Raw genomic sequence first — 23843 nt, 5'->3', positions numbered from 1 at the left:
GCCAATTCGAAAAGCAGGTAGGCATCAAGCTTGGGTTTCGGCCGGCACCGGCAGTACAGCCGGTTCAATCGGGTGTTCTTCCGCAATTTCAGTGGCTGCTTCACCCATCAGCATTTTCAGCAACCGGGCGATGGTTGCTTTCAATTCCGGCCGCGGAACGACCATATCCACCATACCATGCGTCTTCAGATATTCGGCACGTTGGAACCCTTCGGGCAATTTTTCTCGGATGGTCTGTTCAATGACACGCTGCCCGGCGAAGCCAATCAATGCACCGGGTTCGGCGATGTGGATATCACCAAGCATTGCGTAAGAGGCGGAAACGCCGCCTGTCGTCGGATTGGTCAGGACAACGATGTAAGGCAGACCAGCTTCTTTCAGCATTTCGACGGCAACTGTCGTGCGCGGCAACTGCATCAGGGAAAGAATTCCCTCCTGCATGCGAGCACCGCCGGACGCAGCGAAAAGCACCAGCGGTTTCTTTTGGGCGATCGCGGTTTCGAAACCTTTGATGATCGCCTCGCCCGCCGCCATGCCGAGCGAACCGCCCATGAAACTGAAGTCATGGATGGTCACGACGATCGGCAGTCCCTCGATCGTGCCCAGCGCGTTGATGATGGCATCATCCTGGCCGGTCTTGGTGCGGTGTTCCTTCAGACGGTCGACGTAACGCTTTTCATCGCGGAATTTCAACGGATCTGTCGCGACTTTGGGCTGTTCCAGCACTTCAAAGACGCCGTCGTCGAAAAAGAACTTCAACCGGTCCTTTGCGGGAATACGCATATGATGCCCGGACGTTGGCACGACCCACTGGTTCTTTTCCAGATCAGTGTGGAAAACCATTTCGCCGGATTCGGGATCCTTGATCCAGAGATTCTCCGGCATTTCACGGCGACCAAGCATCGAATTGATCTTGGGCCGAACGTAATTCGTGATCCAGTTCATGATCGGTCCTGTTCTTCTAGCAAACGGTTGATTTAGGAGCTTTACTCGGCCGCCGCAAGACTTGACGCCCGCACACCGCTGGAAAGGCCTTTGACCATCGTGGCAACGGCTTCGGCGGGATCTGCCACCAAAGAACCGTCGGGATTGATCGTGTTGGCAACAGCATTGACGATCGCCGTACCGACGACAACGCCGTCGGCGGCGGAGCCGATTACCTTCGCCTGCTCAGCGGTCTTGACGCCGAAGCCGACGACGACCGGCAAGTCCGTATGCTTCTTGATCCGCTCGACAGCGGCCGCAACCCTGCTGGTATCAGGCAAAGCCGATCCCGTAATGCCGTTCATCGACACGTAATAGACAAAGCCCGACGTGTTCTGCAGGACCTTCGGCAGCCGCTTGTCATCAGTTGTTGGCGTCGCGAGGCGAATGAAATTGATTCCGGCCTTGATGGCGGGAATACAGAGTTCTTCATCCATTTCCGGTGGCAAATCGACAATGATCAGGCCATCGATGCCAGAGGCGACGGCGTCCACAAGGAAACGGTCGACGCCGTAAATGTAGATCGGGTTGTAATATCCCATCAGCACGATCGGCGTCGTATCGTCGGTTTGCCGAAAGCGCGCGGCGAGATCGAGTGTTTTCGTCAGCGACATGCCCTTTTTCAGGGCGCGCAAACCGGCGGCCTGAATGGCAGGTCCATCCGCCATGGGGTCGGAGAATGGCACACCGAGTTCAATGATGTCGGAACCTGCGCCGGGCAGCCCCTTCATGATCTTCAACGATGTGTCGAAGTCCGGATCGCCACCCATGAAATAGGTCACGAGTGCCGGACGCCCTTCAGCTTTGAGCGCTGCGAATTTTCTGTCGATACGCGTCTTCATGATCAGATGTCCATCCCTAGAAGCTGCCCGACCGTGTGCACATCCTTGTCGCCGCGGCCTGAGAGGTTGACGATCATGATCTTGTCCTGTGCCATCTTAGGCGCGATTTTGACCGCATGGGCGATAGCATGGGCGGATTCCAGTGCAGGAATTATGCCTTCGGTGCGGGTTGTCAGGGTGAAAGCTTCGAGAGCTTCATCGTCGAGTATCGGTACATAGGAAACGCGGCCCGTATCGCGCAACCATGAATGCTCGGGCCCGACGCCGGGGTAATCGAGACCGGCCGAAACCGAGTGACCGTCGAGGATCTGGCCGTCCTTGTTCTGCAGGAGATAGGTACGGTTGCCATGCAAGACGCCGGGGCGCCCCGCGCTCATCGAAGCGCAATGTTCTTCGCCATCGAGCCCGCGACCGCCAGCTTCGATGCCGATGATCTCGACGCTCTTGTCGTCAAGGAAGGGATGGAAAAGACCAATTGCGTTGGACCCGCCGCCAACGGCAGCAATGATGGTGTCCGGCAGACGTCCCTCGCGCTCGAGGATTTGCTCGCGGGCTTCAGTCCCGATGACCGACTGGAAATCCCTCACCATCTCCGGATAGGGATGCGGGCCCGCGGCGGTACCGATCAGGTAATACGTATCCTCGACATTGGAGACCCAGTCGCGCAGGGCCTCGTTCATTGCATCCTTCAGCGTGCCATGGCCGGATGATACGGGCTTGACCTCGGCGCCAAGCAATTTCATGCGAAACACATTGGGCTTCTGCCGCTCGACGTCAGTCGCGCCCATATAGACCACACAGGGCAGGCCGAACCGGGCGGACACCGTGGCCGATGCGACGCCGTGCTGGCCGGCGCCCGTCTCCGCGATGATGCGCGTCTTGCCCATACGCTTTGCCAGCAGGATCTGGCCGAGGCAATTGTTGATCTTGTGGCTGCCCGTATGATTCAGGTCTTCGCGCTTGAAATAGATCTTGGCGCCGCCGTCGAGGCCCTGATCCTTGGCCAACTGGCGCACATGTTTTGTCAGGCCCTCGGCGTAGTACAGCTTGGAGGGTCGTCCGGCGTAATGGGTCGACAGGGCCTGAAGCTCTGCTTTGAACGACGGATCGTTCTTCGCGTCTTCATAGGCCTGCTGCAGTTCAAGGATCAGCGGCATCAGGGTCTCGGCAACAAAACGTCCGCCGAAAATGCCGAACATGCCCTCCTCGTCAGGGCCTGTCTTGAATGAATTGGGTTCAACCACGGTGTTCACTGCATCACTCCGTTCTTGAGGTCCTGTCGCTTTATTGAAACGACCGCCTCTGATATTCAGGCCGCATCAGCGCTTTTGGCAGCGCGCACAGCCCGGAAAAAATCCTTGATCAGGCCAACATCCTTCACGCCCGGTGCAGACTCGACGCCGGAAGAAATGTCGATGCCTCGTGCATTCGTCGCCCGCAGCGCCTCGCCGATATTACGCGCGTTGAGACCACCGGAAAGCATGTAATCGGTAGAGGCGTCAAGCTCACTCAGCACCTCCCAGTCAAAAGAAACACCGTTTCCGCCTGGAAGCTCCGATCCCTTTGGTGGTTTGGCGTCAAAAAGGAAGCGGTCGGCCATGCCGATATACGGCTTGATCTGTTCAAGGTCGCCGCGTTCGCGCAAGGCAAGTGCCTTCATGACCGGCAAGCCATAACGGGCCTTGATTTCCGCAACCCGGGTGACGCTCTCATCGCCGTGCAATTGGAGCATGTCCGGCTGCATCGCAGCAACAATACCGTCGAGCGTGACGTCATCCGGATCGACAGTCACAGCGACTGCTATCGCGCGCCCCTTGGCAGCCTTACGCAGACGGCCAGCCTCGCCTGGATCGACATAGCGGGGGCTTTTCGGAAAGAAAATGAAGCCGATATGAGAGGCGCCGCCGTCCAGCGCCGCAGCCACTGCTTCGTCGGTTTTCAACCCGCATATCTTGATATCAAGGCTCATAAGCCGCCACTCGCATGAAAATGCGTCAAAGTCGAGGATTTTGCGCATTGATCAATGGTTAGAGATGGTGGTGATAGCCTTCTTTAACAAGGAAATCGAACGCATCCGCGACAGATGCAGGGATGGATTGCGCTATCTGGAAGCCTTTCGACGGATAGTCGCGTATTCGCTGTACGTCGCCAACCATTTCGTGGACGAACATTTCAAACGGGTAGGCTTCGATAGGTTGTTCTTCGAAGGGCGTCATCGGTGCAGTGACAAGTGCCGATACTTCGGGCCATTGTGCCCGGACCGTCGCATAGGCGCGGCGCTGGGTCTGGGGCTTGGTGACAATGATGATGCGACCAACCTGGCCCTTCGCCATTGCACGTGAAAAGAGGATGTTCTCCCCGATATTGGTGGCTTGCGGTTCGATCAGGATCGCGTCCGCAGGAACAAACCGTTCCTTGGCACGCCTGGCAAACGCTTCAGCTTCACTGCCATCGAATAGATTGTTGGTCCAATTGCCGGTTTTGCCGGTAAAGAGAATTTTTTTGGCCAGGCGCTGGTGAAACAGCTCGGCGCAACGATCGGCGACGCGCAAGTCGTAGCTGCCGAGACCAATGATCACATCGACCTCGGACAATTCGTCATATATCAGATGAAAATTCCACAGCGTTCTTGCCGCCTGCAAAACGGCAGGTGAAGAAGCGCGTTCCATCAGCTGAAATCGATAGCCTGCAAGGCGCTGCCATTGCGTTTCAGCCAGGCTTTGCAGCGCTCCGTGTCGGGGCAAAGCTCGCAGCACAATTTCCAGAATTTCGGACCGTGGTTCATCTCTTTCAAATGGGCCACTTCATGTGCGACGAGATAGTCGATAACCGGCGGCGGCGCCATCATGATGCGCCAGGAAAAAGATAACGTACCGTCCGATGTGCATGAGCCCCAGCGGCTTTTTGTATCTTTCAGGCGGACAGCCTTTGCGCGCCGCCCAACGGTTGTCGTGTGACGGGCGACGAGCATTTCCAGATCGCGTCGCGCCTCGCGTTTCAAGAAGTCACCAACGCGCCTGGCGAGATGTGGACGATCGCCATAGACGATCAGCCTCGGCCCTTCGGCTCCGTTTTCCTGCCGCACAGTTCCACGCTTTGCCGGTTCGTGAACGATGAGATGCGGCACGCCGCGCACGGGGACCTTCACGCCCGGGCGTACGTTCGGTTGATCCGGCATCTTCGCAATGCGGGTCTCGATCCAGCCTTCGTGACGGGCGAGAAATTTTTCGACCTCGCGCGTAGGCATGCCCGGTGGCACGGTCATGCGCAGACCCTTGCCCCCCGGGTCTATGCGCAGTGTCAACCGCGTCGCCCGCGGATTTTCCATTACCAGCAGCGGCAGGACACGGCCCGCGACCTCATAACTCCGCTCGGCTTTAAGCGTCGCGGATTTTTTCGGCGGGCTGCGGAACAGGGACAGGATCATAGTGATGACAATAAATGATTCGGTTACAAAATCCTTGTGCTTGGTTCGACAAGCTCACCATGAGGTAGATTCGGTGATTGCAGGGTGAGAAGACCTGCAACGTTGACGATGATCCGTGCAACCCACAAATCCCCTCATGGTGAACTTGTCGAACCACGCACAGCATAGTTGCAAAAACAGAAAAAAAACAACGGCACCGGGATTGATGCGGTGCCGTTGCAGGTTCGGAATTATTCCTGATCAGTATCGGGAACGGAACCCGAAGGTTTCTTTGGCGCAGCGTTCCGCTCAGCCATGAAACGATCGAACTCTTCCCGGTCCTTGGCGCGCCGGAGTTCGCGGGCATAGTCTTCGAATTCGGTTCGCATCTCTTCGAGCTTGCGGCGTTCTTCGTCGAGCCGCTCCAGTTCCTTCTCGCGCCACTCGTCAAAGGCGATATTACCCGTGCCGAATGGGCCGCGGCCGAAATGCTGAGAACGGCGGCTTCGGCGGAACGCACCGCAAACATTGTCAGCCGCATTGTTCATTTCGTGCTTGAAACCGCCGAAACGGTTGCCCCAGACAATGTAGGCAAGCATGGCCAAACCGAGAGGCCAGAACAACATGAATCCGATAATCATCAGAGCGATGGTCGCCGGAGACCAGCCTGGACGGATTAAAGCAGAGGTGTTCATCTAAAGCCCTTCCCTATCAAGAAAGCCCGGCCCCTATTGGCCGATTGATATCGACATGGGAAAGACTTTGCGGCTTTTCAAGAAACTGTGATTTCAAATGCTCCAAATCACTGAAATACGAAACGTTTCTTTGCGTAGTCGATGGCTATGACGAGAAGTCCAGCCACGAGGGCCCAAAAGGCTGCGCCGATCCCCGCAATGGTAATTCCGGAGGCCGTGACGGCAAAGGTAACGATCGCCGCCAGCCGCTCGTGCTCGACTTTGAGCGCGAGCGACAGGGCGTTGGTGAACGCCCCGATAAGCGCGAGACCCGCGACAAGGGCGATCAGCGGCGCAGGCAAGACAGCAAACAGGGCAACCAGCGATGCCCCAAAAATCGCAAAGATCAGATAGGACAGTGCATAGAACGGGCCGGTCAGCCAGCGCTTTTCCGGGTCGGGATGCGCGTCCGGGCCGGTGCAGATCGCAGCAGAAATTGCCGCCATGTTGCTTGTGTGCGCGCCGAAGGGGGCCGTGACAAGAGAGACCAGACCTGTGACCTGCAACGCCGCTGCTGTCGGCGGCTCATAACCTGCTGCACGAAGCACGGCAAAGCCCGGCAGGTTCTGCGATGCCATGGTGACCAGATAGAGCGGCAGCGCCAGGCCGATCATCGCGTGCATGTCGAAGATCGGCATGATGAGTGTCAGTGTCGAAAGCTCGACACCAGGAACGCTGGCAACGCGGCCGCTGACAAAGGCATAAATCACGCCGCCGAAAAGCACGGCCAGCACTGCCATGGCCGGGTTGAACAGGCGGATGATGAAGAAGAGCGCAATAAGAGGCAGTACAAAAACCGGGTCTATGGGTATGGTTCGTGCAGCGCCGATCAGGAATGCAAACAGCACACCGGCCAGCATGCCAGACGCTATCGATGCCGGGATCCTGGAGACAAAGGCAGAAACCGGTTTGATCAACCCGGTGAGAATGATCGCTATCGCGGTGACAATGAACGCCCCTACAGCCTGCGGCATGGTAAAGCCGATCGAGCCGCCGATGAGCGCCAGTCCAGGTGTCGACCAGGCGGCAATGATCGGCATCTTGTAACGCCAGCTCAGATAGCCCGTCGCGAGGAACATCGCGAGACAGCATGCAGTCACCCAACTCGCAGTTTCGGCCTGGGTGGCTCCGAGTGCCTGCGCTGCCGCGATGATGAGTGCAAGCGTTCCGCCAAAGCCGACGACAGCAGCGACGACAGCAGAAGCGATCACGGAAAAGCGCATGGGGGCTTGGGAACCTATTGGACCGGATGAAGGAGTTTGACTCTGTCCACCATTGAAGACACGGTTCGTGTCAGAAGATCAAGGTCTTGCGGACGCGACAGGCGATGATCGCCGTCCCGCACCAGCGTGATCGTCACATCGTCGACAGGCAGATGATCCATCAATCGCAGCGCGTGGGTATAGGGCACGTCCTTGTCCTCCATGCCCTGGAGGATGTGGACAGGACAATCAGTCTGGATGACACCCTTCAAAACCTGGTTGGTCTTGCCGTCTTCCAGCAATGCCTTTGTATAGATGTAGGGTACGGACGAATAGTCGGATGGTTCTTCCATATAACCGCGCTCGGCGATCTGCCGGCGTTGATCATTTGTCAGCTGCGGCTCGACGAGTTCCGAGGTGAAATCCGGCGCCGGCGCAATGAGCACCAGACCTGCGACCCGCCCGCCTTCGCCAGTCCTTTGCAATTCCTCGATCATGCGCAAGGCGATCCATCCGCCCATCGACGAGCCGACGAGGATCTGCGGGCCGGACGAAAACTGCCGAAATACCGCTAGGCTTTGCTCCAGCCATAACGAGATCGTGCCATCGCGGAATTCGCCGCCGGATTCGCCATGGCCGGAATAGTCGTGCCGAAGGAAGGCCACGCCGCGTTCCGATGCCCACTGATCCAGCCATTGGGCTTTGCTGCCCAGCATGTCCGAGTAGTAGCCCCCCAGCCACACAATGCCAGGCGTGCGACCTTCGCGGCGGCGCAGTGCAATATCGAGGCCATTGACGGCTAAAAACTGGGGCAGGGGTGCATTCATAAAGGTAACTCCGTGTCGTGATCGGCCCTTTTGCCACGGCAAAGTTCATCGTTGAAGCCCGCAACATTGCATAAATCTGAAATAAACCTATGTTTGATTGGCGTGATTTTTCCCAAAAATAACGATATTGGCATGCGCCCGCGCACAGAAGCATTGCGGCTCCGGCCTGACGGTGCTATTTGCGGGTCCGAAATAATTCAAGGAGATTACTGCCATTCGTCGACCCTTTAGAGCCCAGGTGGTCCAGAAAGATGGACCTCGTTCCAACCGCGATATCCGCGTACCTCAGGTACAGCTCATTGATGCCGAAGGTGAAAACCACGGCATAGTCACTATTCAAGCAGCACTGGCGATGGCCGATGAGGCTGGACTCGATCTCGTCGAGATCGTGCCCAATGCCGAGCCGCCGGTCTGCAAGATCGTCGATCTCGGGAAGCTGAAATACCAGGGTCAGAAGAAAGCGGCGGAAGCGCGCAAGAAGCAGAAGACCGTCGAAATCAAAGAAATCAAGATGCGCCCGAATATCGACACGCATGACTATGATGTGAAGATGAAGGCGATCAAGCGTTTCTTCGAAGAGGGCGACAAGGTCAAGGTGACTTTGCGGTTCCGCGGCCGTGAAATGGCCCACCAGGAACTCGGCATGCGGCTTCTGGATCGCGTCAAGGAAGATACGGTCGAAATTTCCAAGGTCGAGGCCGAGCCAAAGCTTGAAGGCCGTCAGATGATGATGGTTCTGGCGCCGCGATAAGCCAGCCAACGCACATAGAAAAGCCGCCTTCGGGCGGCTTTTTCTATGCCGACCGAAATTCGAAGGGCCACCATGGCGGAACTGAACTCTCTCAAAGACATGTCCCGGTTTCAACACCGCAGGCGCATTGCCGTTGCAATCGTTATCGGCTTGATCCTGGTTGCACTTCTTACAATTCGCTCCGCATGGAGTAATGATCGCGTCCATGAGTATATCGAGGATTTCGGTATCGGTGTGATTGTCCTGACGATTCTTGGACGTATGTGGTGCACGCTCTACATCGGCGGGCGCAAAAGTTCGGAGATCGTCCGCCTCGGACCATATTCGATGAGCCGCAATCCACTTTATGTCTTCAGCACGATCGGCGCATTCGGCATCGGCATGATGACCGGCAGCCTCACGGTGTCGCTCGCGCTCGCCGTGATTTGCTACATTGCCTTCCAGTTCGTCATTACCGCCGAAGAGGGTTATCTCGAAAAGGTGTTCGGTGAAACCTACACCAGTTATAAGCGCGAAGTGCCGCGCTTCTTCCCCGATCCCCGGCTCTACAGGGAAGCCGATGTGCTGAGCGTCAAGTCGTCCATGCTCTACAGGACGCTTACCGATGGGCTTGTGTTCTTCGTCTCCTATCCGTTGCTCGAGTTCGTGGAATACCTGCAGGGCGAACACATTTTGCCCGTTCTGTTGCGCCTCTACTAGGCTTTTCGCCGGCTCACGCAATTCAACTGTTGCGCTTTTTCTGACTTCTGGTAATAAGCACGCGTTCAAACCGCCCGGCAGGGCATGCCGTGGCGGTTTTGTATGCTTTCAGGCTTTGGTCGGCCTGAAGTCAAAAACAAGAGGCAGTCATTTCGCAGAAATGGCATAGGCCTCAAAAATCAGGAGTAGCAAAATGCCCAAGATGAAGACCAAATCTGCTGCCAAGAAACGGTTCAAGATTACCGGAACTGGCAAAATCAAAGCCGCCGCCGCTGGCAAACGCCATGGCATGATCAAACGTTCGAACAAATTCATTCGTGACGCACGCGGCACGATGGTTCTTTCCGAGCCAGATGCGAAAATCGTGAAGAAGTTCCTGCCTAACGGTCTCTGATCGGGCAAACGTTATCCATCTCAGTAAGGAGATCATATCATGGCACGTGTAAAACGGGGCGTTACGTCCCACGCCAAGCATAAAAAAGTTCTGAAGCAGGCCGAGGGTTTCCGTGGCCGCCGCAAGAATACCATCAAGACCGCCAAGGCCGCTGTCGATCGTTCGAAGCAGTACGCTTATCGCGACCGCAAGAACAAGAAGCGTACTTTCCGGGCGCTCTGGACCCAGCGCATCAATGCCGCTGTCCGCGAACATGGCCTGACATACAGCCGTTTCATCGACGGTCTGTCGAAGTCGGGTATCGAGGTTGACCGCAAGGTTCTGTCGGATCTCGCGATCCACGAGCCGGAGGCATTCGGTTCGCTCGTGGCTTCTGCCAAGAAGGCGCTTGAATATCTCAAGAATACAACTCCGAACGCTTTTGAAGGCGCTGTCCACTAAGCCAGCGCTCCCAAAGCATTCCGGAAATTTAGATTTGGGAAACCCGCGCTGGCTCGGCTGGCGCGGGTTTTTCGATTTTATGCATCGACGAGCAAGAGGCGGTCATTTCGAGAGAAATGACAGGATCTCAAGAAACCAACAGGTGAAGAACGATGGACGACCTGGTAGAACTGGAAAGCGTGCTTGCCGCGCAGATTGAGTCAGCCAATGATGAAGCGGCCATCGAGGCTGTCCGCATCGCAGCTCTCGGCAAGAAGGGCTCGATCTCGGAAAAGCTGAAGTCGCTGGGTTCCATGTCGCCGGAAGAACGGCAGCTCCAGGGACCTGCCATCAATGGCTTGAAGAACCGAATCACCGAAGCGCTCACCGCGCGCAGGAATGCCCTCAAGGACGCGGCCATCGCCTTGCGCCTTGAAAAGGAAAAGGTGGACGTCACGCTTCCTGTGCGCGCCGCGCCGGCAGAACGGGGACGTATCCATCCGATCAGCCAGGTCATCGATGAGATCACTGCGATCTTCGCCGATATGGGCTTCTCCATTGCCGAAGGTCCGGATATCGAGACCGACTACTACAACTTCACCGCGCTCAATTTCCCCGAGGGTCACCCGGCTCGCGAGATGCACGACACTTTTTTCTTCAATCCCGACGAGACCGGCGAGCGACGGGTGCTGCGTACCCATACGAGCCCGGTGCAGATTCGTACGATGGAAAATCAGAAGCCGCCGATCCGCATCGTTATTCCCGGCAAGACCTACCGCATGGATAGCGATGCCACCCATTCGCCTATGTTCCATCAGGTGGAAGGGCTGGTCATCGACAAGTCGGCCAATGTCGCCAACATGAAATGGGTGCTCGAAGAATTCTGCAAGGCGTTCTTCGAAGTGCCGTCGCTGAAGATGCGCTTCCGCCCGTCCTATTTCCCCTTCACCGAGCCATCGCTGGAGGTCGATATCCAGTGCGACCGCTCTGGCAAGGAAGTGAAATTCGGTGAAGGCACCGACTGGATGGAAATCCTCGGCTGCGGCATGGTGCATCCGAAAGTGTTGCGCGCCGGCGGTCTCGATCCGGATGAGTATCAGGGGTTTGCCTGGGGCATGGGCATCGACCGCATTGCCATGTTGAAGTACGGCATGCCGGACCTGCGCGCGTTCTTCGATGCCGATGTTCGCTGGCTCCAGCACTACGGTTTCCGCCCGCTCGACATGCCGACGCTGTTTGGAGGCCTGAGCGCCTAACGCGCCACAGGCTTCACGGGGACGAAGGCGCTTGCCGAAACCTCTAAACCTCGAAATTTGAAAACGAGTGAAATCATGAAATTCACACTCTCCTGGCTTAAAGATCATCTCGAGACCGAGGCTTCACTCGACGAGATCGTCGAGACCCTGACAAGAATCGGTCTGGAAGTCGAGCAGCTCGACGACAAGTCGGCGCTAAAGCCCTTCGTCATAGCCAAGGTGCTGACGGCTTCCCGCCACCCCGACGCAGACAAGCTGCAGGTTCTGACCGTCGATACGGGCGATGGCAAGCCGCTGCAGGTGGTATGCGGTGCTCCCAACGCCCGTGCGGGCCTGATCGGCGCCTTCGCGGCTCCAGGTACCTATGTTCCGGGAATCGACCTTACATTGTCAGTCGGCAAGATCCGCGGTGTCGAGAGCCATGGCATGATGTGCTCCGAGCGCGAATTGCAGATGTCGGATGAACATAATGGCATCATCGACCTGCCCGCAGATGCGCCGGTCGGCACCAGCTTTGCTGCATATGCCGGTCTGGACGACCCGGTCATCGAGATCAATTTGACGCCGAACCGACCGGACTGCACGAGCGTCTACGGCATTGCCCGTGACCTTGCGGCAGCCGGCATCGGCAAGCTCAGGCAGCAGCCAGTCGAAACGGTCAAAGGCGCAGGACCCGCGCTGGTGGATGTTCGTCTTGAACTTGGCGACGATACCCATCTTTGCCCCGGCTTCGCCTGGCGCACAGTCAAGGGCGTCAAGAACGGTCACAGCCCGCAATGGCTGCAGCAGCGGTTGATCGCCATCGGTCTGCGCCCGATCAACGCGCTCGTCGACATAACCAACTATCTGACCTTCGATCGCGGCCGCCCGTTGCACGTTTTCGATGCCGACAAGGTCAGCGGCAATCTCACCGTGCGTCGCGGCCGGGAAGGCGAGCAGATTCTCGGCCTCAACGGCAAGGAATACACATTCGGCCCGGACAATGTGGTCATCGCCGATGCTGACGGGGTCGAATCGATTGGCGGCATCATGGGCGGCGAACACTCCGGCTGTGATGAGAACACCGTCAATGTCGTGATCGAGTCCGCGCTTTGGGACGCGATGAATATTGCCCGTACAGGCCGCACGCTCGGGATCATCACCGATGCGCGCTACCGTTTCGAGCGCGGCGTCGATCCTGAGTTCATGATCCCCGGTCTTGAGCTTGCCACACAGCTGGTCCTCGATTTCTGCGGCGGCACCCCATCCGAAGCGAAAGTCATCGGCTACAAGGGCCATACACCGAAGACAGTCCGTTTCCCTGCATCGGAGGTCAAACGTCTTACCGGTATCGATGTTCCGGCCGAAACCAGCCTCGATATCCTGTCGCGCCTCGGCTTCAAGCCGCAAGGGAGCGGCGAGCTTGTTGATGTCGTGGTCCCGTCATGGCGTCCTGATGTCGACGGCAAGGCCGATCTCGTCGAAGAGGTCATGCGTATTCATGGCGTCGACCAGATCGATCCGCAGCCCTTGGCTAGCCATGCGGCGGTCAACGGCAAGATCTTGACTACGTTGCAGATCCGTACGCGCAATGCCCGCCGGGCACTTGCTTCGCGCGGCATGATGGAGGCGGTTACCTGGTCGTTCATTTCGGAAACGTCAGCAAAAGTATTTGGCGGCGGTCAGAGCGAACTGAAGCTTGCCAATCCGATCGCGGCCGACATGTCCGACATGCGCCCATCGCTGTTGCCGAGCCTGCTTGCTGCCGCTCAGCGCAATGCCGATCGCGGCTTCAACGACCTCGCGCTGTTCGAAGTCTCCGGCACCTATGAAGGCAATACGCCGGAAACGCAGCGCCGCGTGGCGGCAGGTGTTCGCCGTGGCACGGCGAAGCTCGAAGGTTCGGGTCGTCACTGGTCGGGTAATATTGGGCCGGTTGGCGTATTCGACGCAAAGGCCGACGCGCTGGCCGTGCTCGAAGCGTGCGGCGCTCCGGTTGATAAGCTGCAGATCGAAAGCGGCGGTCCCACCTGGTATCATCCGGGGCGTTCCGGCACCATCAAGCTCGGGCCAAAGGTAATCCTCGGAACCTTCGGCGAGTTCCATCCAAAAACGCTGGAAACGCTTGATGTCTCTGGAAGCCTTTGCGGCTTTGAAGTTTTCATCGACGCCATTCCCGAACCGAAGCAGAAGGCGACGCGCACCAAGCCGGCGCTTAACCTTTCGGATTTCCAGACTGTGCGCCGTGACTTTGCGTTTGTGGTCGACAAGTCGGTGGAAGCGGGCGCGATTGTCCGGGCAGCTCTTGCCGGCGACAAGAAGCTGATCACCGGCGTTCAGGTCTTCGATCTTTTCGAAGGCGCATCGCTTGGCGCTGACAAGAAGTCTGTTGCGATCGAAGTGGCCATCCAGCCCGTGGAGCGTACCTTGACCGATGAGGATCTGGAAGCGCTGACAAAACGCATCGTTGAAAGCGTCGGCAAGCAGACAGGTGGCATGCTGCGCGGATAGCGATGAAGCCGGATTGCAATCCGGTAGTGCGTGGTTCGACAGGCTCACCATGAGGGAGGGCATTTGGACGCTCGTATGATTGCGAGCTCCGTATGCCGATCTCCCTGCAACATGCCCAACCTCCCTCGTGGTGAGCCTGTCGAACCACGCACAATGATCCTGTCAACAAAAAAAGGGGCACATCGCGCCCCTTTCCTATGTCTAATCCGTAACAGCTATTTCTGGATGACTTTCCAGTTCTTGTAGAAGATCGAGTTGCTGCCTTTGAGAATAACACCCATGAACGAAACGATGGCGGCAAACAGGCCCGGCAGATAAGATGGGCGCAGGATGTCGACGAACAGGCAATAGCGCGTCTGGTCGGTCTGGTTGACGGACTGGTGCATCAGCGTGTCATCGAAGATAAACAGCTTGTCGTCCTTCCAGTAGCTCGTCGTGTCGCCGCACCAGATATAGGCCGTGCGGTCATTCATGTCGTTGATGTTGTAAAGCACGCGTATCGTTGCCCGGATCGGACCGAAATGCTTTGAAGTCGAGTTCTTCTTGTTGAAAACCGATACACCGATTGTCTTCACGAAATTGTACTTCTCGTAGAAGGATGGCACGTTGGCGAAGCTCGGCTGGTCTTTGCCGTACCATTTGAAAAAGAACATGCTGCGCGCCTGCTGTTCGGCGCGTGCCTGCAACTGCCCAACGATGTTTTCCTTCTGCGTCGCCGTGATCAGGCGCTTCACCTCGGCTTGATAATTGGCCGGAAGGTCCTGCAGCTTGTAAACGCCCTTGTTGACGTAAGGCAGCGACAGGATGTCGAGAAGAATGTTGAGCGGTGACAAAATCCAGGTGAACATGCCATTGCCGAAGAAATATTGCTCGACAACCTGCAGGTTCAAATTCTTGTTGCGCGACAAATCATAAAGGCCGCAGATCAGGTAAAAGATCACCAGATAAGGGACAAAATAAGCGAGAATTGCCAGAAGAACCAATCCGACAGACCAACGCCGAAGGGACTTTTTCGTTGCTTTTTCCATGGTATTCCAGGTTCGGCGCCAGCGATGCGAGACAGAAGGGCGCGGCTTGTTGAGACAAATCGATCTTGCGCGATATACAACCGCCGGCGAACTTTTAAAAGTGGTCAGCGACGGTCAGGAATAGGCCTTACGTCGATTAGTCTGTCAAGGGCGCGAGAAGGGACAGCCGTGGCCGCCCCTTCTCGCATATTTGGCCCCAAGCCTCGTTGTCTCAGCCATTCACCAACGCGAGGCCCGCATCCGTGTAGCGCTTGCCGGCGACGCGGGTCGGCGAGAGCGCATCACCAATCTTGGTGAGATCAGCGGCAGACAAGGAAATATCAGCCGAGGCTGCATTCTCTTCGAGATGCCTTATCTTGCGCGCCCCAGGAATGGGAACGATGAAATCACCCTGGTGCAGCACCCAGGCCAGCGCGAGCTGCGCCGGCGTAACACCTTTATCCGCAGCGAGCCCCTTGAGTGTGGCAATCAGGACCGCATTGGCATCCATGTTTTCGGCTTGGAAACGCGGCAAGGTCTTGCGCCAATCATCGGCACCAAGCTCGTCCGGCTTGTTGATCGTGCCGGTGAGGAGACCGCGCCCAAGCGGACTATATGGCACGAAGCCGATACCAAGTTCGCGGCAGACGGCGAGGACCTCGTCTTCCGGATCACGGCTCCAAAGGGAATATTCGCTCTGTACGGCAGCGATGGGATGCACCTTGTGGGCACGGCGGATTGTGGCGGCGCTGGCTTCGGAGAGGCCAAGGGCTCTAATTTTGCCCTGCTTGACGAGGTCGGCCATGGCTCCGACTGTATCTTCGATCGGAACGTTCGGATCGACGCGGTGCTGGTAGAAAAGATCGATCTGCTCGATGCCGAGGCGTCCAAGGGATGCTTCGGCGACGGCCTTCAGATGTTCCGGCCGGCTGTCGACGCCGACCATGCGCGACATGCCCTCGCCTTCGTCGGCGATCTTGAAGCCGAATTTGGTGGCGATCACAACCTTGTCGCGACGGCCGCTCATTGCCTTGCCAACGAGAATCTCATTGTCGAACGGCCCATAGACTTCCGCCGTATCGAAAAAGGTGACGCCGATATCCACTGCGCGATGCAGTGTGCGGATTGCATCGGCTTCGTCTTGCCCGCCATAGGCGAAAGTCATGCCCATGCAGCCGAGGCCCACAGCCGAGACGCTGAGTTCTGTTCCGAGTTTGCGTTTTTCCATCACTGATCTCCTTCACGTGTGATGGGTGGAAGATAGAACGTGGAGCAGTGTTCGATAATTGGCTTAAACTTTCACAGCTTGTTCTATATGATAGATCAATGGATCGTTCCCGGCTTCCCCAACTGGCAATCTTTGCGACTGTCGCGGCGAGTGGCGGGTTTCGCGGCGCGGCCAAGGAACTCGGCATTGCGCCGTCAGCTGTCAGTCATGCGATTTCGAGTCTCGAACAAAGTTTGGGCGTAAGGCTTCTCGCCCGGACAACGCGCAGCGTCGCCGTGACGGAAGAGGGCGCGCTGCTGCTCAAACGGCTTCGTCCGGCCCTTGGCGAGATCGATCTTGCGCTCGATGCGGTCAAGGAGGCGAACAACCGCGTTGCCGGCAATCTGCGCCTGAGTGTTCCGCCCTTTGCTGCGCACTGGCTTCTCGCCCCCCGCCTTGCTGCCTTCAGCGAGGCCTATCCCGGCGTGACGCTCGAGCTGCGTGTCGAGGAACCGTTCAACGATATTGTCGCGACGGGTGTCGATGCCGGCATGCGGCTTGGTGAAAGCCTGGAGCCGGACATGATTGCAGTGCGCATGAGCGACGCGATCAGTGCCAGCATCGTTGCCACGCCGGCCTATTTCGAAAACCATGCTGTGCCGAGGCACCCGCGCGATCTTCTCGATCATCTCTGCATCCGCCGCCGTTTCTCCAGTGGGCGGGTCTATCGCTGGGAATTCGAAAAGGATGGCGAGGAGATCGTCCTTGACGTAAACGGCCCGCTTATTCTTGGTGATGACCGGCTCGTGGTCGAAGCAGTTCTTGGCGGTGCTGGCGTCGCATTCCTGCTGCAACACATGGCGCCGGAAGCCATAGCCCAGGGCAAACTTCGCCGCGTGCTTGAGGATTGGTGCGCGCCGTTTCCCGGCGTCTACCTGTATTACCCCAGCCGCCGCCAGATGCGTCCGGCACTGCGCGCCTTCATTGATTTCTTCAAGTTTACGATCTAGGGGTTGTGAAGATTCATGTCAGGGCGAGACGAAAACGGTGGTTTTCGAGCACCGGAGCGCAGCGTACATTCTGGTACGTGAGCACAGGAGTGCAGAAAAATGCCGTTTGCAGGCTGCCATGGCGTGAATATCGACGCAAAGGAGAGGTCACTATGTTTCGTTGGGGTGTTCTATCGACGGCAAAAATCGGGGTAACGCTGGTTATTCCAGCAATATGCAACGCGGTAAATTCCGTGCTCGCTGGCATTTCCAGCCGCGACCTTGCGAAAGCGCGCGCCGTCGCTGACCGCTTCGGCGCCCCGCATGCCTTCGGTTCCTACGAGGAGATGCTGGCCTCGAACGATATTGACGGCGTCTATATTCCGCTGCCTACGTCGCAGCATGTGGAATGGTCCTTGAAAGCGGCGGAAGCCGGCAAGCACGTCCTGTGCGAAAAGCCGATCTCGTTGCATGCCAGCGAGATCGCAGCGCTGCAGCGCGCCCGCGATACAAATGGCGTGCTGATTTCGGAGGCCTTCATGGTGACGTATCACCCACAGTGGCTGAAGGTTCGCGAACTGATCGCCCAGGGAGCAATCGGACAGCTGCGTCAGGTGCAGGCAGCTTTCACCTATTTCAACAAGGACGCGAGCAATATGCGCAACCAGCTGTCGCTGGGCGGCGGCGCCTTGCCGGATATCGGTGTCTATCCGACCGTGGTGACGCGCTTCGTCACCGGCAAGGAGCCTGTTCGCGCCATGGCGACCATCGAGCGCGATCCGGATTTCGGTACCGATCGCTATGCGAGCGTCCGCGCCGACTTCGAGGATTTCGAATTGACCTTCTATGTCGCGACACAGCTCGCGGCGCGCCAGTCGATCGCCTTCCATGGCGACAAGGGCTACATCGAGGTCCTCGCGCCGTTCAACACCGGCAAATACGACCACGCCAAGATCACGTTGCATGATGCCAGCCATGGTACTTCCACCGAATATAATTTCGGCAATGTCGACCATTATTGCCTTGAGGTGGAAGCCTTTGCCCGTGCCGCACAGGGAGAGGATGTCGAGGTGTTCACCCTTGAAAATTCCGTCCTCAATCAAAAGTTGATCGACGCCGTTTATCGTGCAGGCGAGAGCGGCAACTGGGAAGCCGTTTAATCCGGAGAACTCACCAATACACGCCGCCGCGCGCCACATGCACGCGCGGCTTGCCATCCGGCGTATAGAGGCTCTGGGCGCACGCTTCGCAGTCCGCATTGTCGCCCGAGACCACCGGATGGGTCGCCTGTGTGTTGATCAGCGACAGGATTTCCAGATTGTTGGAGTTCCAGCGTCCATATTGCTGACCGATCTGCGGGACAGATCTTGGCCGCGTGCGGATATGATCCTCCGGTTTCAGCTCCAGATCAGTCAGGATATCGCCGCGAGCCGCCATATCGCACGCTTCTTTTAGCGCGTGGAGCCGCGCCACACGGGCTTCCGTCAGCGGGTGCGTGCGGAGTATCGAGGGGTCGGGAATGCGTCCGCCGGGAAGGATGAGGTTTTCCCAGATCCTGCCTTGTGCCTTTTCCAGCTTCGTCAGTGCATCGGCCAGACCATCGGGATCGCCGGTCAGCATCGCTGCGCCGAGATCGGCATCGAATTCGCGGGTGCGTGACAGCGCCATCTGCAGCAATCCGCCGATGGTTGGCGCAAACAGCAGCACGATCACGCCGAGCCACGGCACTTGCGCCGACGATCCGCTGGCCATCCAGGTGATGTTGAAAAGGAGGGAAACGATTCCCACGGTGGACATCAGTGAGGTAAAGCGCGAGACCGTATCGGCCAGAGCCATGACCTTGAGGTCCTCGTTGTGAATATGGCTGATTTCATGTGCCAGAACGCCGGTAAGCTCGCGCGCTGTCAGTGCCCGGATGAGCTGGTCGGTAACGGCGACGACGGAATTGTCTTTCCGCCCCACAGCAAAGGCGTTCATCATGCGCGAGGGAATGACATGTAGTTTCGGCGGCTTTGGCAGGCCGGCGCGCCGCGCAAGCTCCTCGACGATCGCCAGTCCTTGCGGGAATTCGGCGCGTGTAACAGGCCTTGCCTTATACATCGTCAGCACCATTTGAGGGCTTATGCGCCTGATGGCATAAAGACTGATGCCGCCAAACACGAAGGCGTATATGATGCCGGCGGGCCCCGCCAGGGTCCAGGCGCAAACGATGAGCAATAGCAGGCTTCCCGCCAGCAGCAGCCATGTGTGCAGCCTGTTGATAAGCCGGTTCCGGCGATGTCCAGGCAAGGGGAGGTGGAGTGCATTGTCCGTCATAGGCAACATATGGAGCGAAAAACGCATTTTGCCGAGTCTTTTAGGGTGATTATGCATGCAAATGCAGCTTCTTCCGACTTGCATGGTAATTTTCCCCTTCTTATATAGCCCTCAACACGCTAGAACCGCCCGTCTCGGCAGCTCTGGATTGTGAAACCCCTAGAGGCTGCCGTATGGAATGCTCGGCAGAGGTCCCGGCAGCCTGCTGAATGGAGAAGAGTAATGGCTAAAGTTATCGGTATTGATCTAGGTACCACTAATTCCTGCGTAGCTGTCATGGATGGCAAAAACGCGAAGGTTATTGAAAATGCGGAAGGTGCACGCACGACACCTTCGATCATCGCTTTTACGGATAGCGATGAGCGCCTCGCTGGCCAGCCGGCCAAGCGCCAGGCTGTCACCAATCCGGAAGGGACCGTTTTTGCGGTGAAGCGCCTCATTGGCCGGCGTTATGAAGACCCGACCGTCGAGAAGGACAAGAAGCTTGTTCCTTACAACATTGTCAAAGGCGACAATGGCGACGCATGGGTAGAGGTTCACAAGAAGAAGTATTCGCCATCGCAGATCTCGGCGATGATCCTGCAGAAGATGAAGGAAACGGCAGAAGCCTATCTTGGCGAAAAAGTCGAGAAGGCTGTCATCACTGTTCCTGCATACTTCAACGACGCGCAGCGTCAGGCCACCAAGGATGCCGGCAAGATCGCTGGCCTTGAGGTCCTGCGCATCATCAACGAGCCGACTGCGGCTGCCCTTGCCTATGGCCTCGACAAGAAGGAAGGCAAGACCATTGCCGTCTACGATCTTGGCGGCGGTACTTTCGACGTTTCGATCCTCGAGATCGGCGACGGCGTTTTTGAAGTCAAATCCACCAATGGCGATACGTTCCTTGGCGGTGAAGACTTCGACATGCGTCTGGTCGAATATTTTGCAGCTGAGTTCAAGAAGGAACAGGGCATCGACCTGAAGAACGACAAGCTGGCTCTGCAGCGCCTCAAGGAAGCTGCCGAAAAGGCCAAGATCGAGCTTTCGTCCGCCCAGCAGACGGAAATCAACCTGCCCTTCATCACCGCCGACGCTACCGGCCCGAAGCACCTGACGATGAAACTGTCGCGTGCCAAGTTCGAGAGCCTGGTCGATGATCTGGTTCAGCGCACTGTCGAGCCTTGCAAGTCGGCGCTCAAGGATGCCGGCCTCAAGGCTGGCGAGATCGATGAAGTGGTTCTCGTCGGCGGTATGACCCGCATGCCGAAGATCCAGGAAATCGTGAAAGCCTTCTTCGGCAAGGAACCCCACAAGGGCGTCAATCCTGACGAAGTTGTTGCCATGGGTGCTGCCATTCAGGCCGGCGTCCTGCAGGGCGACGTCAAGGATGTTCTCCTGCTCGACGTTACCCCGCTTTCGCTCGGCATCGAAACACTTGGCGGTGTCTTTACCCGTCTGATCGAGCGCAACACCACGATCCCGACCAAGAAGTCGCAGACCTTCTCCACGGCCGAGGACAGCCAGTCCGCCGTGACGATCCGCGTCTTCCAGGGCGAGCGTGAAATGGCTGCCGACAACAAGTCTCTCGGCCAGTTCGACCTCGTCGGCATTCCGCCCGCACCGCGTGGCGTTCCGCAGATCGAGGTGACGTTCGACATCGACGCCAATGGTATCGTCAACGTCTCGGCCAAGGACAAGGGCACGGGCAAGGAGCACCAGATCCGTATCCAGGCATCCGGTGGTCTCTCTGACGCCGATATCGAAAAGATGGTCAAGGACGCCGAAGCCAACGCCGAAAGCGACAAGAAGCGCCGCGAGGCCGTCGAGTCGAAGAACCAGGCTGAAGCTTTGGTCCATTCGACCGAGAAGTCGCTCAAGGATTATGGCGACAAGGTTTCGGCCGAGGACAAGGCATCGATCGAAACGGCACTTGCCGAGTTGAAGACGGCGGTCGAAGGCGACGATGCCGAGGTAATCAAGGCAAAGACCCAGACGCTTGCCGAAGTTTCGATGAAGCTTGGTCAGGCCATGTATGAAGCCTCACAGGCTGCCGAGGCCGCTTCTGCCGAAGGTGGCGAAGCCGATGCGACCGCCAAGGCGGATGATGATGTCGTCGATGCCGATTTCGAAGAAATCGACGAAGACGGCAAGAAGAAGTCTGCTTAACCGGCCGACGACTGAGTTCCAAACGAAAAGCCCGGCCTCGTGCCGGGCTTTTTATGACCATTCAGGTGTTTAGCAGTGTTCACATAGACTGCCAGAGTGTGACCTAATGGCGAAAATTTAGATAGAACTTTAAATCAACATGCCCGACCGATAACTACAGCAATTCCTGCCACTGTCGCGCACTATGGATCACGCGCACGATCTCCACGTCCTTATCGATTTCGCGATAGAGAACAAGATAATTTCCCATGGGAAATGTGCGCAGATCCGGTCGTACCTCCGGCCTCGCAGTGCCCATCCGCGGCATTTCTCCGACACGGCCACATAGATCATAAATTTCATCATACCAGCGCCGCGCCGCAGTTGGGCTATCTTCGGCGATGTAAAGAACGATTCTTTCGATATCCGTCTCGGCTTGGGGGCGAAGGCGGACAATCATCGTGTTGCGTGTTTTCCAAGTTTGGCGTCAAGCTCGCTTTTAATGCGAATAAAGGCTTCGTCCCTCGCTACAGGCGGACCGCTTGCAACTCCTTCATCCCAAAGACGGCCAAGTTCGTCGAGAGCTCGCTGGCGCTCGGTTCGCCGAAGCTTCCATTCGCGCAGAGCCTCGCGCATGACTTCGCTCGCGGATGCATATTCCCCAGCTTCCACCGCCTGGCGCATCATGGTTGCCATTTCAGGAGTGAGAGCAACGCTCACTTTTTCAACATTTGCCATGGCTAGGGTTCTCCGAAAGCACTGTGGTAGGTAAGCTTACTACCAATTGCAACAGCGCGAAATAGCATCCGACTACGGAAAAGCAAAAGAAACATTCGTGGAGCACTTGCCACACAAACGCAATAATCAGCAAATATGCGCCATTTCGGGCGAATCAATATAAGTTGGCTATGGCATTCTCGGCCGTGAGCACCTAAATACCGGCTTTAAATGTGCTTCTGAAGAAGCGTTTGCGATTTTCTGGGAACGAGTGTCTGGATGAAGGCTGACTATTACGAAACCCTCGGCGTAGCCAAAAGCGCTGATGAGAAAGAGCTGAAGAGCGCTTTCCGTAAACTGGCAATGCAATTTCACCCTGACAAGAATCCGGGCGATGCCGATGCCGAGCACCGCTTCAAGGAAATAGGCGAGGCCTATGAAACCCTGAAGGACCCGCAGAAACGTGCTGCCTATGACCGGTTCGGTCATGCTGCCTTCGAAAACGGCGGGATGAATGGCGGCGGCGGCTTTGGCGGCGCCGGTGGCTTTGCTGATATTTTCGAAGATATTTTCGGCGAGATGATGGGCGGCGGACGCCAGCGCCGGTCAGGCGGACGCGAGCGCGGCGCTGATCTGCGTTACAATATGGAAATAACGCTGGAAGAAGCCTATGCGGGCAAGACGGCGCAGATCAGGGTCCCGACTTCGATCACCTGTGACGAATGTTCAGGCAGTGGAGCCAGGCCAGGTACGCAGCCGGTCACCTGCAGCATGTGCAGCGGCTCCGGGCGTGTTCGGGCGGCGCAAGGTTTCTTCTCGATCGAACGCACCTGCCCGACCTGCCATGGCCGCGGCCAGATCATCAAGGATCCTTGCCCCAAATGCAGTGGCCAGGGGCGTATAACCGAGGAGCGCGCTCTTTCGGTCAATATTCCCGCTGGCATCGAAGATGGCACGCGTATCCGGCTGACGGGCGAGGGCGAAGCGGGCCTGCGTGGCGGCCCCGCCGGCGATCTTTATATTTTCCTCTCGTTGAAGCCGCATGAATTCTTCCAGCGCGATGGTGCCGATCTTTATTGCAAAGTGCCCATCTCGATGACGACCGCGGCGCTTGGCGGTCAGTTCGAGGTAGCGACGCTCGACGGCACGCAGACGCGTGTCAAGATTCCTGACGGTACGCAGAACGCCAAGCAATTCCGCCTGAAGGGCAAAGGCATGCCGGTCCTGCGCCAGCCGGCCATGGGTGACCTCTATATTCAGATCGCAATCGAGACGCCGCAAAACCTCAACAAGCGTCAGCGCGAGTTGCTGGAAGAGTTCGACCGCATCTCGTCGCAGGACAACAGCCCGCAATCGTCGGGCTTCTTCGCGCGGATGAAAGAGTTCTTCGAGGGTCTAAGCGAATAATTTTATTGGAACTTTTCCGGGTGTCGGTCTTGCTTCCGCCATAGGTTGCGTCATAAACTTGTCCAGAG

Annotated in this window: 24 protein-coding genes; 10 read left to right on the top strand and 14 right to left on the bottom strand. The window is 57.3% G+C overall.

What is annotated here, in order from left to right:
• Positions 1-24: 24 nt before the first annotated feature.
• The 9 genes from accD to N8E88_RS17560 all read right to left on the bottom strand — a co-directional run bounded on the left by accD (position 25) and on the right by N8E88_RS17560 (position 7995).
• Complete coding sequence (accD, locus tag N8E88_RS17600; RefSeq protein ID WP_114429723.1) at positions 25-945, bottom strand: acetyl-CoA carboxylase, carboxyltransferase subunit beta; 921 nt, start codon at positions 943-945, stop codon at positions 25-27.
• A 41-nt stretch (positions 946-986) separates the two neighbouring features.
• Positions 987-1826 (bottom strand): tryptophan synthase subunit alpha, encoded by an 840-nt coding sequence (trpA, locus tag N8E88_RS17595; RefSeq protein WP_262294803.1) that lies wholly within the window; start codon positions 1824-1826, stop codon positions 987-989.
• A 2-nt stretch (positions 1827-1828) separates the two neighbouring features.
• Positions 1829-3079 carry a tryptophan synthase subunit beta gene (gene trpB / locus N8E88_RS17590; protein ID WP_112524843.1) on the bottom strand — a complete coding sequence of 417 codons (1251 nt, stop codon included), beginning with the start codon at positions 3077-3079 and terminating at the stop codon, positions 1829-1831.
• Positions 3080-3135: 56 nt separating this feature from the next.
• Positions 3136-3795: a phosphoribosylanthranilate isomerase gene (locus tag N8E88_RS17585; RefSeq protein WP_262294802.1), complete on the bottom strand. Its 660-nt coding sequence runs from the start codon at positions 3793-3795 to the stop codon at positions 3136-3138.
• Positions 3796-3853: 58 nt separating this feature from the next.
• Positions 3854-4495 (bottom strand): YdcF family protein, encoded by a 642-nt coding sequence (locus tag N8E88_RS17580; RefSeq protein WP_262294801.1) that lies wholly within the window; start codon positions 4493-4495, stop codon positions 3854-3856.
• Positions 4495-5253 carry a M48 family metallopeptidase gene (locus N8E88_RS17575; protein WP_262294800.1) on the bottom strand — a complete coding sequence of 253 codons (759 nt, stop codon included), beginning with the start codon at positions 5251-5253 and terminating at the stop codon, positions 4495-4497. Before N8E88_RS17575 ends, N8E88_RS17580 begins: the two co-directional genes overlap by 1 nt.
• A 230-nt stretch (positions 5254-5483) precedes the next feature.
• Positions 5484-5927: a DUF2852 domain-containing protein gene (locus N8E88_RS17570; RefSeq protein WP_262294799.1), complete on the bottom strand. Its 444-nt coding sequence runs from the start codon at positions 5925-5927 to the stop codon at positions 5484-5486.
• A gap of 107 nt (positions 5928-6034) precedes the next feature.
• Complete coding sequence (locus tag N8E88_RS17565) at positions 6035-7189, bottom strand: benzoate/H(+) symporter BenE family transporter (RefSeq protein WP_262294798.1); 1155 nt, start codon at positions 7187-7189, stop codon at positions 6035-6037.
• Positions 7190-7203: 14 nt separating this feature from the next.
• A complete protein-coding gene (locus tag N8E88_RS17560) occupies positions 7204-7995 on the bottom strand; it encodes an alpha/beta hydrolase (protein WP_262294797.1) in 792 nt (263 codons plus the stop codon).
• Positions 7996-8209: 214 nt separating this feature from the next.
• Here N8E88_RS17560 and infC point away from each other — a divergent pair, with 214 nt between their 5' ends.
• From infC to pheT, 6 genes are all read left to right on the top strand, one after another.
• Positions 8210-8746: a translation initiation factor IF-3 gene (infC, locus tag N8E88_RS17555; protein WP_112524829.1), complete on the top strand. Its 537-nt coding sequence runs from the start codon at positions 8210-8212 to the stop codon at positions 8744-8746.
• Positions 8747-8827: 81 nt separating this feature from the next.
• Positions 8828-9445 carry a methyltransferase family protein gene (locus N8E88_RS17550; RefSeq protein WP_262295514.1) on the top strand — a complete coding sequence of 206 codons (618 nt, stop codon included), beginning with the start codon at positions 8828-8830 and terminating at the stop codon, positions 9443-9445.
• A 193-nt stretch (positions 9446-9638) separates the two neighbouring features.
• A complete protein-coding gene (rpmI, locus tag N8E88_RS17545; RefSeq protein WP_106713409.1) occupies positions 9639-9839 on the top strand; it encodes a 50S ribosomal protein L35 in 201 nt (66 codons plus the stop codon).
• A gap of 39 nt (positions 9840-9878) precedes the next feature.
• Positions 9879-10280 (top strand): 50S ribosomal protein L20, encoded by a 402-nt coding sequence (rplT, locus tag N8E88_RS17540; RefSeq protein ID WP_112524827.1) that lies wholly within the window; start codon positions 9879-9881, stop codon positions 10278-10280.
• A 152-nt stretch (positions 10281-10432) separates the two neighbouring features.
• Positions 10433-11515, top strand: coding sequence for a phenylalanine--tRNA ligase subunit alpha (gene pheS / locus N8E88_RS17535; RefSeq protein ID WP_262294796.1), 1083 nt, complete (start codon positions 10433-10435; stop codon positions 11513-11515).
• Between the two features lie 75 nt (positions 11516-11590).
• The gene (pheT, locus tag N8E88_RS17530) at positions 11591-14005 is read left to right on the top strand and encodes a phenylalanine--tRNA ligase subunit beta (protein WP_262294795.1); all 2415 of its coding nucleotides are present in this window, start codon (positions 11591-11593) and stop codon (positions 14003-14005) included.
• Between the two features lie 215 nt (positions 14006-14220).
• Here pheT and N8E88_RS17525 read toward each other — a convergent pair whose 3' ends face one another.
• Both N8E88_RS17525 and N8E88_RS17520 read right to left on the bottom strand, forming a co-directional pair.
• Positions 14221-15033 carry an aspartyl/asparaginyl beta-hydroxylase domain-containing protein gene (locus N8E88_RS17525; protein WP_262294794.1) on the bottom strand — a complete coding sequence of 271 codons (813 nt, stop codon included), beginning with the start codon at positions 15031-15033 and terminating at the stop codon, positions 14221-14223.
• 211 nt (positions 15034-15244) lie between these two features.
• The gene (locus tag N8E88_RS17520; RefSeq protein ID WP_262294793.1) at positions 15245-16240 is read right to left on the bottom strand and encodes an aldo/keto reductase; all 996 of its coding nucleotides are present in this window, start codon (positions 16238-16240) and stop codon (positions 15245-15247) included.
• Positions 16241-16338: 98 nt separating this feature from the next.
• On the opposite strand from N8E88_RS17520, the gene N8E88_RS17515 reads away from it, so the two are divergent.
• Together N8E88_RS17515 and N8E88_RS17510 are read left to right on the top strand one after the other, a co-directional pair.
• Positions 16339-17229 (top strand): LysR family transcriptional regulator, encoded by an 891-nt coding sequence (locus N8E88_RS17515; RefSeq protein WP_262294792.1) that lies wholly within the window; start codon positions 16339-16341, stop codon positions 17227-17229.
• 152 nt (positions 17230-17381) lie between these two features.
• Positions 17382-18368, top strand: a complete 987-nt coding sequence (locus N8E88_RS17510; RefSeq protein WP_262294791.1) for a Gfo/Idh/MocA family protein — start codon at positions 17382-17384, stop codon at positions 18366-18368.
• A gap of 10 nt (positions 18369-18378) precedes the next feature.
• Here N8E88_RS17510 and N8E88_RS17505 read toward each other — a convergent pair whose 3' ends face one another.
• Complete coding sequence (locus tag N8E88_RS17505) at positions 18379-19551, bottom strand: zinc metalloprotease HtpX (protein WP_262294790.1); 1173 nt, start codon at positions 19549-19551, stop codon at positions 18379-18381.
• Between the two features lie 195 nt (positions 19552-19746).
• Here N8E88_RS17505 and dnaK point away from each other — a divergent pair, with 195 nt between their 5' ends.
• Positions 19747-21672: a molecular chaperone DnaK gene (gene dnaK / locus N8E88_RS17500; protein WP_114429737.1), complete on the top strand. Its 1926-nt coding sequence runs from the start codon at positions 19747-19749 to the stop codon at positions 21670-21672.
• A gap of 154 nt (positions 21673-21826) precedes the next feature.
• Here the strand turns inward: dnaK and N8E88_RS17495 are convergent, their stop codons facing one another.
• Together N8E88_RS17495 and N8E88_RS17490 are read right to left on the bottom strand one after the other, a co-directional pair.
• Complete coding sequence (locus N8E88_RS17495; RefSeq protein WP_262294789.1) at positions 21827-22111, bottom strand: type II toxin-antitoxin system RelE/ParE family toxin; 285 nt, start codon at positions 22109-22111, stop codon at positions 21827-21829.
• Positions 22108-22389: a type II toxin-antitoxin system ParD family antitoxin gene (locus tag N8E88_RS17490; RefSeq protein WP_262294788.1), complete on the bottom strand. Its 282-nt coding sequence runs from the start codon at positions 22387-22389 to the stop codon at positions 22108-22110. Before N8E88_RS17490 ends, N8E88_RS17495 begins: the two co-directional genes overlap by 4 nt.
• Positions 22390-22647: 258 nt before the next feature.
• Between N8E88_RS17490 and dnaJ the strand changes: the two genes are divergently transcribed.
• Positions 22648-23775: a molecular chaperone DnaJ gene (gene dnaJ, locus N8E88_RS17485; protein ID WP_262294787.1), complete on the top strand. Its 1128-nt coding sequence runs from the start codon at positions 22648-22650 to the stop codon at positions 23773-23775.
• The last annotated feature ends 68 nt before the right edge of the window (positions 23776-23843 follow it).

Origin of the sequence: Phyllobacterium zundukense (genome assembly GCF_025452195.1) — a bacterium.
GTDB lineage: Bacteria > Pseudomonadota > Alphaproteobacteria > Rhizobiales > Rhizobiaceae > Phyllobacterium > Phyllobacterium zundukense_A.
Note: the sequence above shows the minus strand (reverse complement) of the source record. Positions and strands in the feature narration are given on the sequence as shown.

Coding starts and splice junctions, on each gene's coding strand:
- accD (WP_114429723.1), bottom strand. CDS start 945: ATGAACTGGATCACGAATTACGTTCGGCCCAAGATCAATTCGATGCTT.
- trpA (WP_262294803.1), bottom strand. CDS start 1,826: ATGAAGACGCGTATCGACAGAAAATTCGCAGCGCTCAAAGCTGAAGGG.
- N8E88_RS17585 (WP_262294802.1), bottom strand. CDS start 3,795: ATGAGCCTTGATATCAAGATATGCGGGTTGAAAACCGACGAAGCAGTG.
- N8E88_RS17580 (WP_262294801.1), bottom strand. CDS start 4,495: ATGGAACGCGCTTCTTCACCTGCCGTTTTGCAGGCGGCAAGAACGCTG.
- N8E88_RS17575 (WP_262294800.1), bottom strand. CDS start 5,253: ATGATCCTGTCCCTGTTCCGCAGCCCGCCGAAAAAATCCGCGACGCTT.
- N8E88_RS17570 (WP_262294799.1), bottom strand. CDS start 5,927: ATGAACACCTCTGCTTTAATCCGTCCAGGCTGGTCTCCGGCGACCATC.
- N8E88_RS17565 (WP_262294798.1), bottom strand. CDS start 7,189: ATGCGCTTTTCCGTGATCGCTTCTGCTGTCGTCGCTGCTGTCGTCGGC.
- N8E88_RS17560 (WP_262294797.1), bottom strand. CDS start 7,995: ATGAATGCACCCCTGCCCCAGTTTTTAGCCGTCAATGGCCTCGATATT.
- rpmI (WP_106713409.1), top strand. CDS start 9,639: ATGCCCAAGATGAAGACCAAATCTGCTGCCAAGAAACGGTTCAAGATT.
- rplT (WP_112524827.1), top strand. CDS start 9,879: ATGGCACGTGTAAAACGGGGCGTTACGTCCCACGCCAAGCATAAAAAA.
- pheS (WP_262294796.1), top strand. CDS start 10,433: ATGGACGACCTGGTAGAACTGGAAAGCGTGCTTGCCGCGCAGATTGAG.
- pheT (WP_262294795.1), top strand. CDS start 11,591: ATGAAATTCACACTCTCCTGGCTTAAAGATCATCTCGAGACCGAGGCT.
- N8E88_RS17525 (WP_262294794.1), bottom strand. CDS start 15,033: ATGGAAAAAGCAACGAAAAAGTCCCTTCGGCGTTGGTCTGTCGGATTG.
- N8E88_RS17520 (WP_262294793.1), bottom strand. CDS start 16,240: ATGGAAAAACGCAAACTCGGAACAGAACTCAGCGTCTCGGCTGTGGGC.
- N8E88_RS17515 (WP_262294792.1), top strand. CDS start 16,339: ATGGATCGTTCCCGGCTTCCCCAACTGGCAATCTTTGCGACTGTCGCG.
- N8E88_RS17510 (WP_262294791.1), top strand. CDS start 17,382: ATGTTTCGTTGGGGTGTTCTATCGACGGCAAAAATCGGGGTAACGCTG.
- N8E88_RS17505 (WP_262294790.1), bottom strand. CDS start 19,551: ATGCGTTTTTCGCTCCATATGTTGCCTATGACGGACAATGCACTCCAC.
- dnaK (WP_114429737.1), top strand. CDS start 19,747: ATGGCTAAAGTTATCGGTATTGATCTAGGTACCACTAATTCCTGCGTA.
- N8E88_RS17495 (WP_262294789.1), bottom strand. CDS start 22,111: ATGATTGTCCGCCTTCGCCCCCAAGCCGAGACGGATATCGAAAGAATC.
- N8E88_RS17490 (WP_262294788.1), bottom strand. CDS start 22,389: ATGGCAAATGTTGAAAAAGTGAGCGTTGCTCTCACTCCTGAAATGGCA.
- dnaJ (WP_262294787.1), top strand. CDS start 22,648: ATGAAGGCTGACTATTACGAAACCCTCGGCGTAGCCAAAAGCGCTGAT.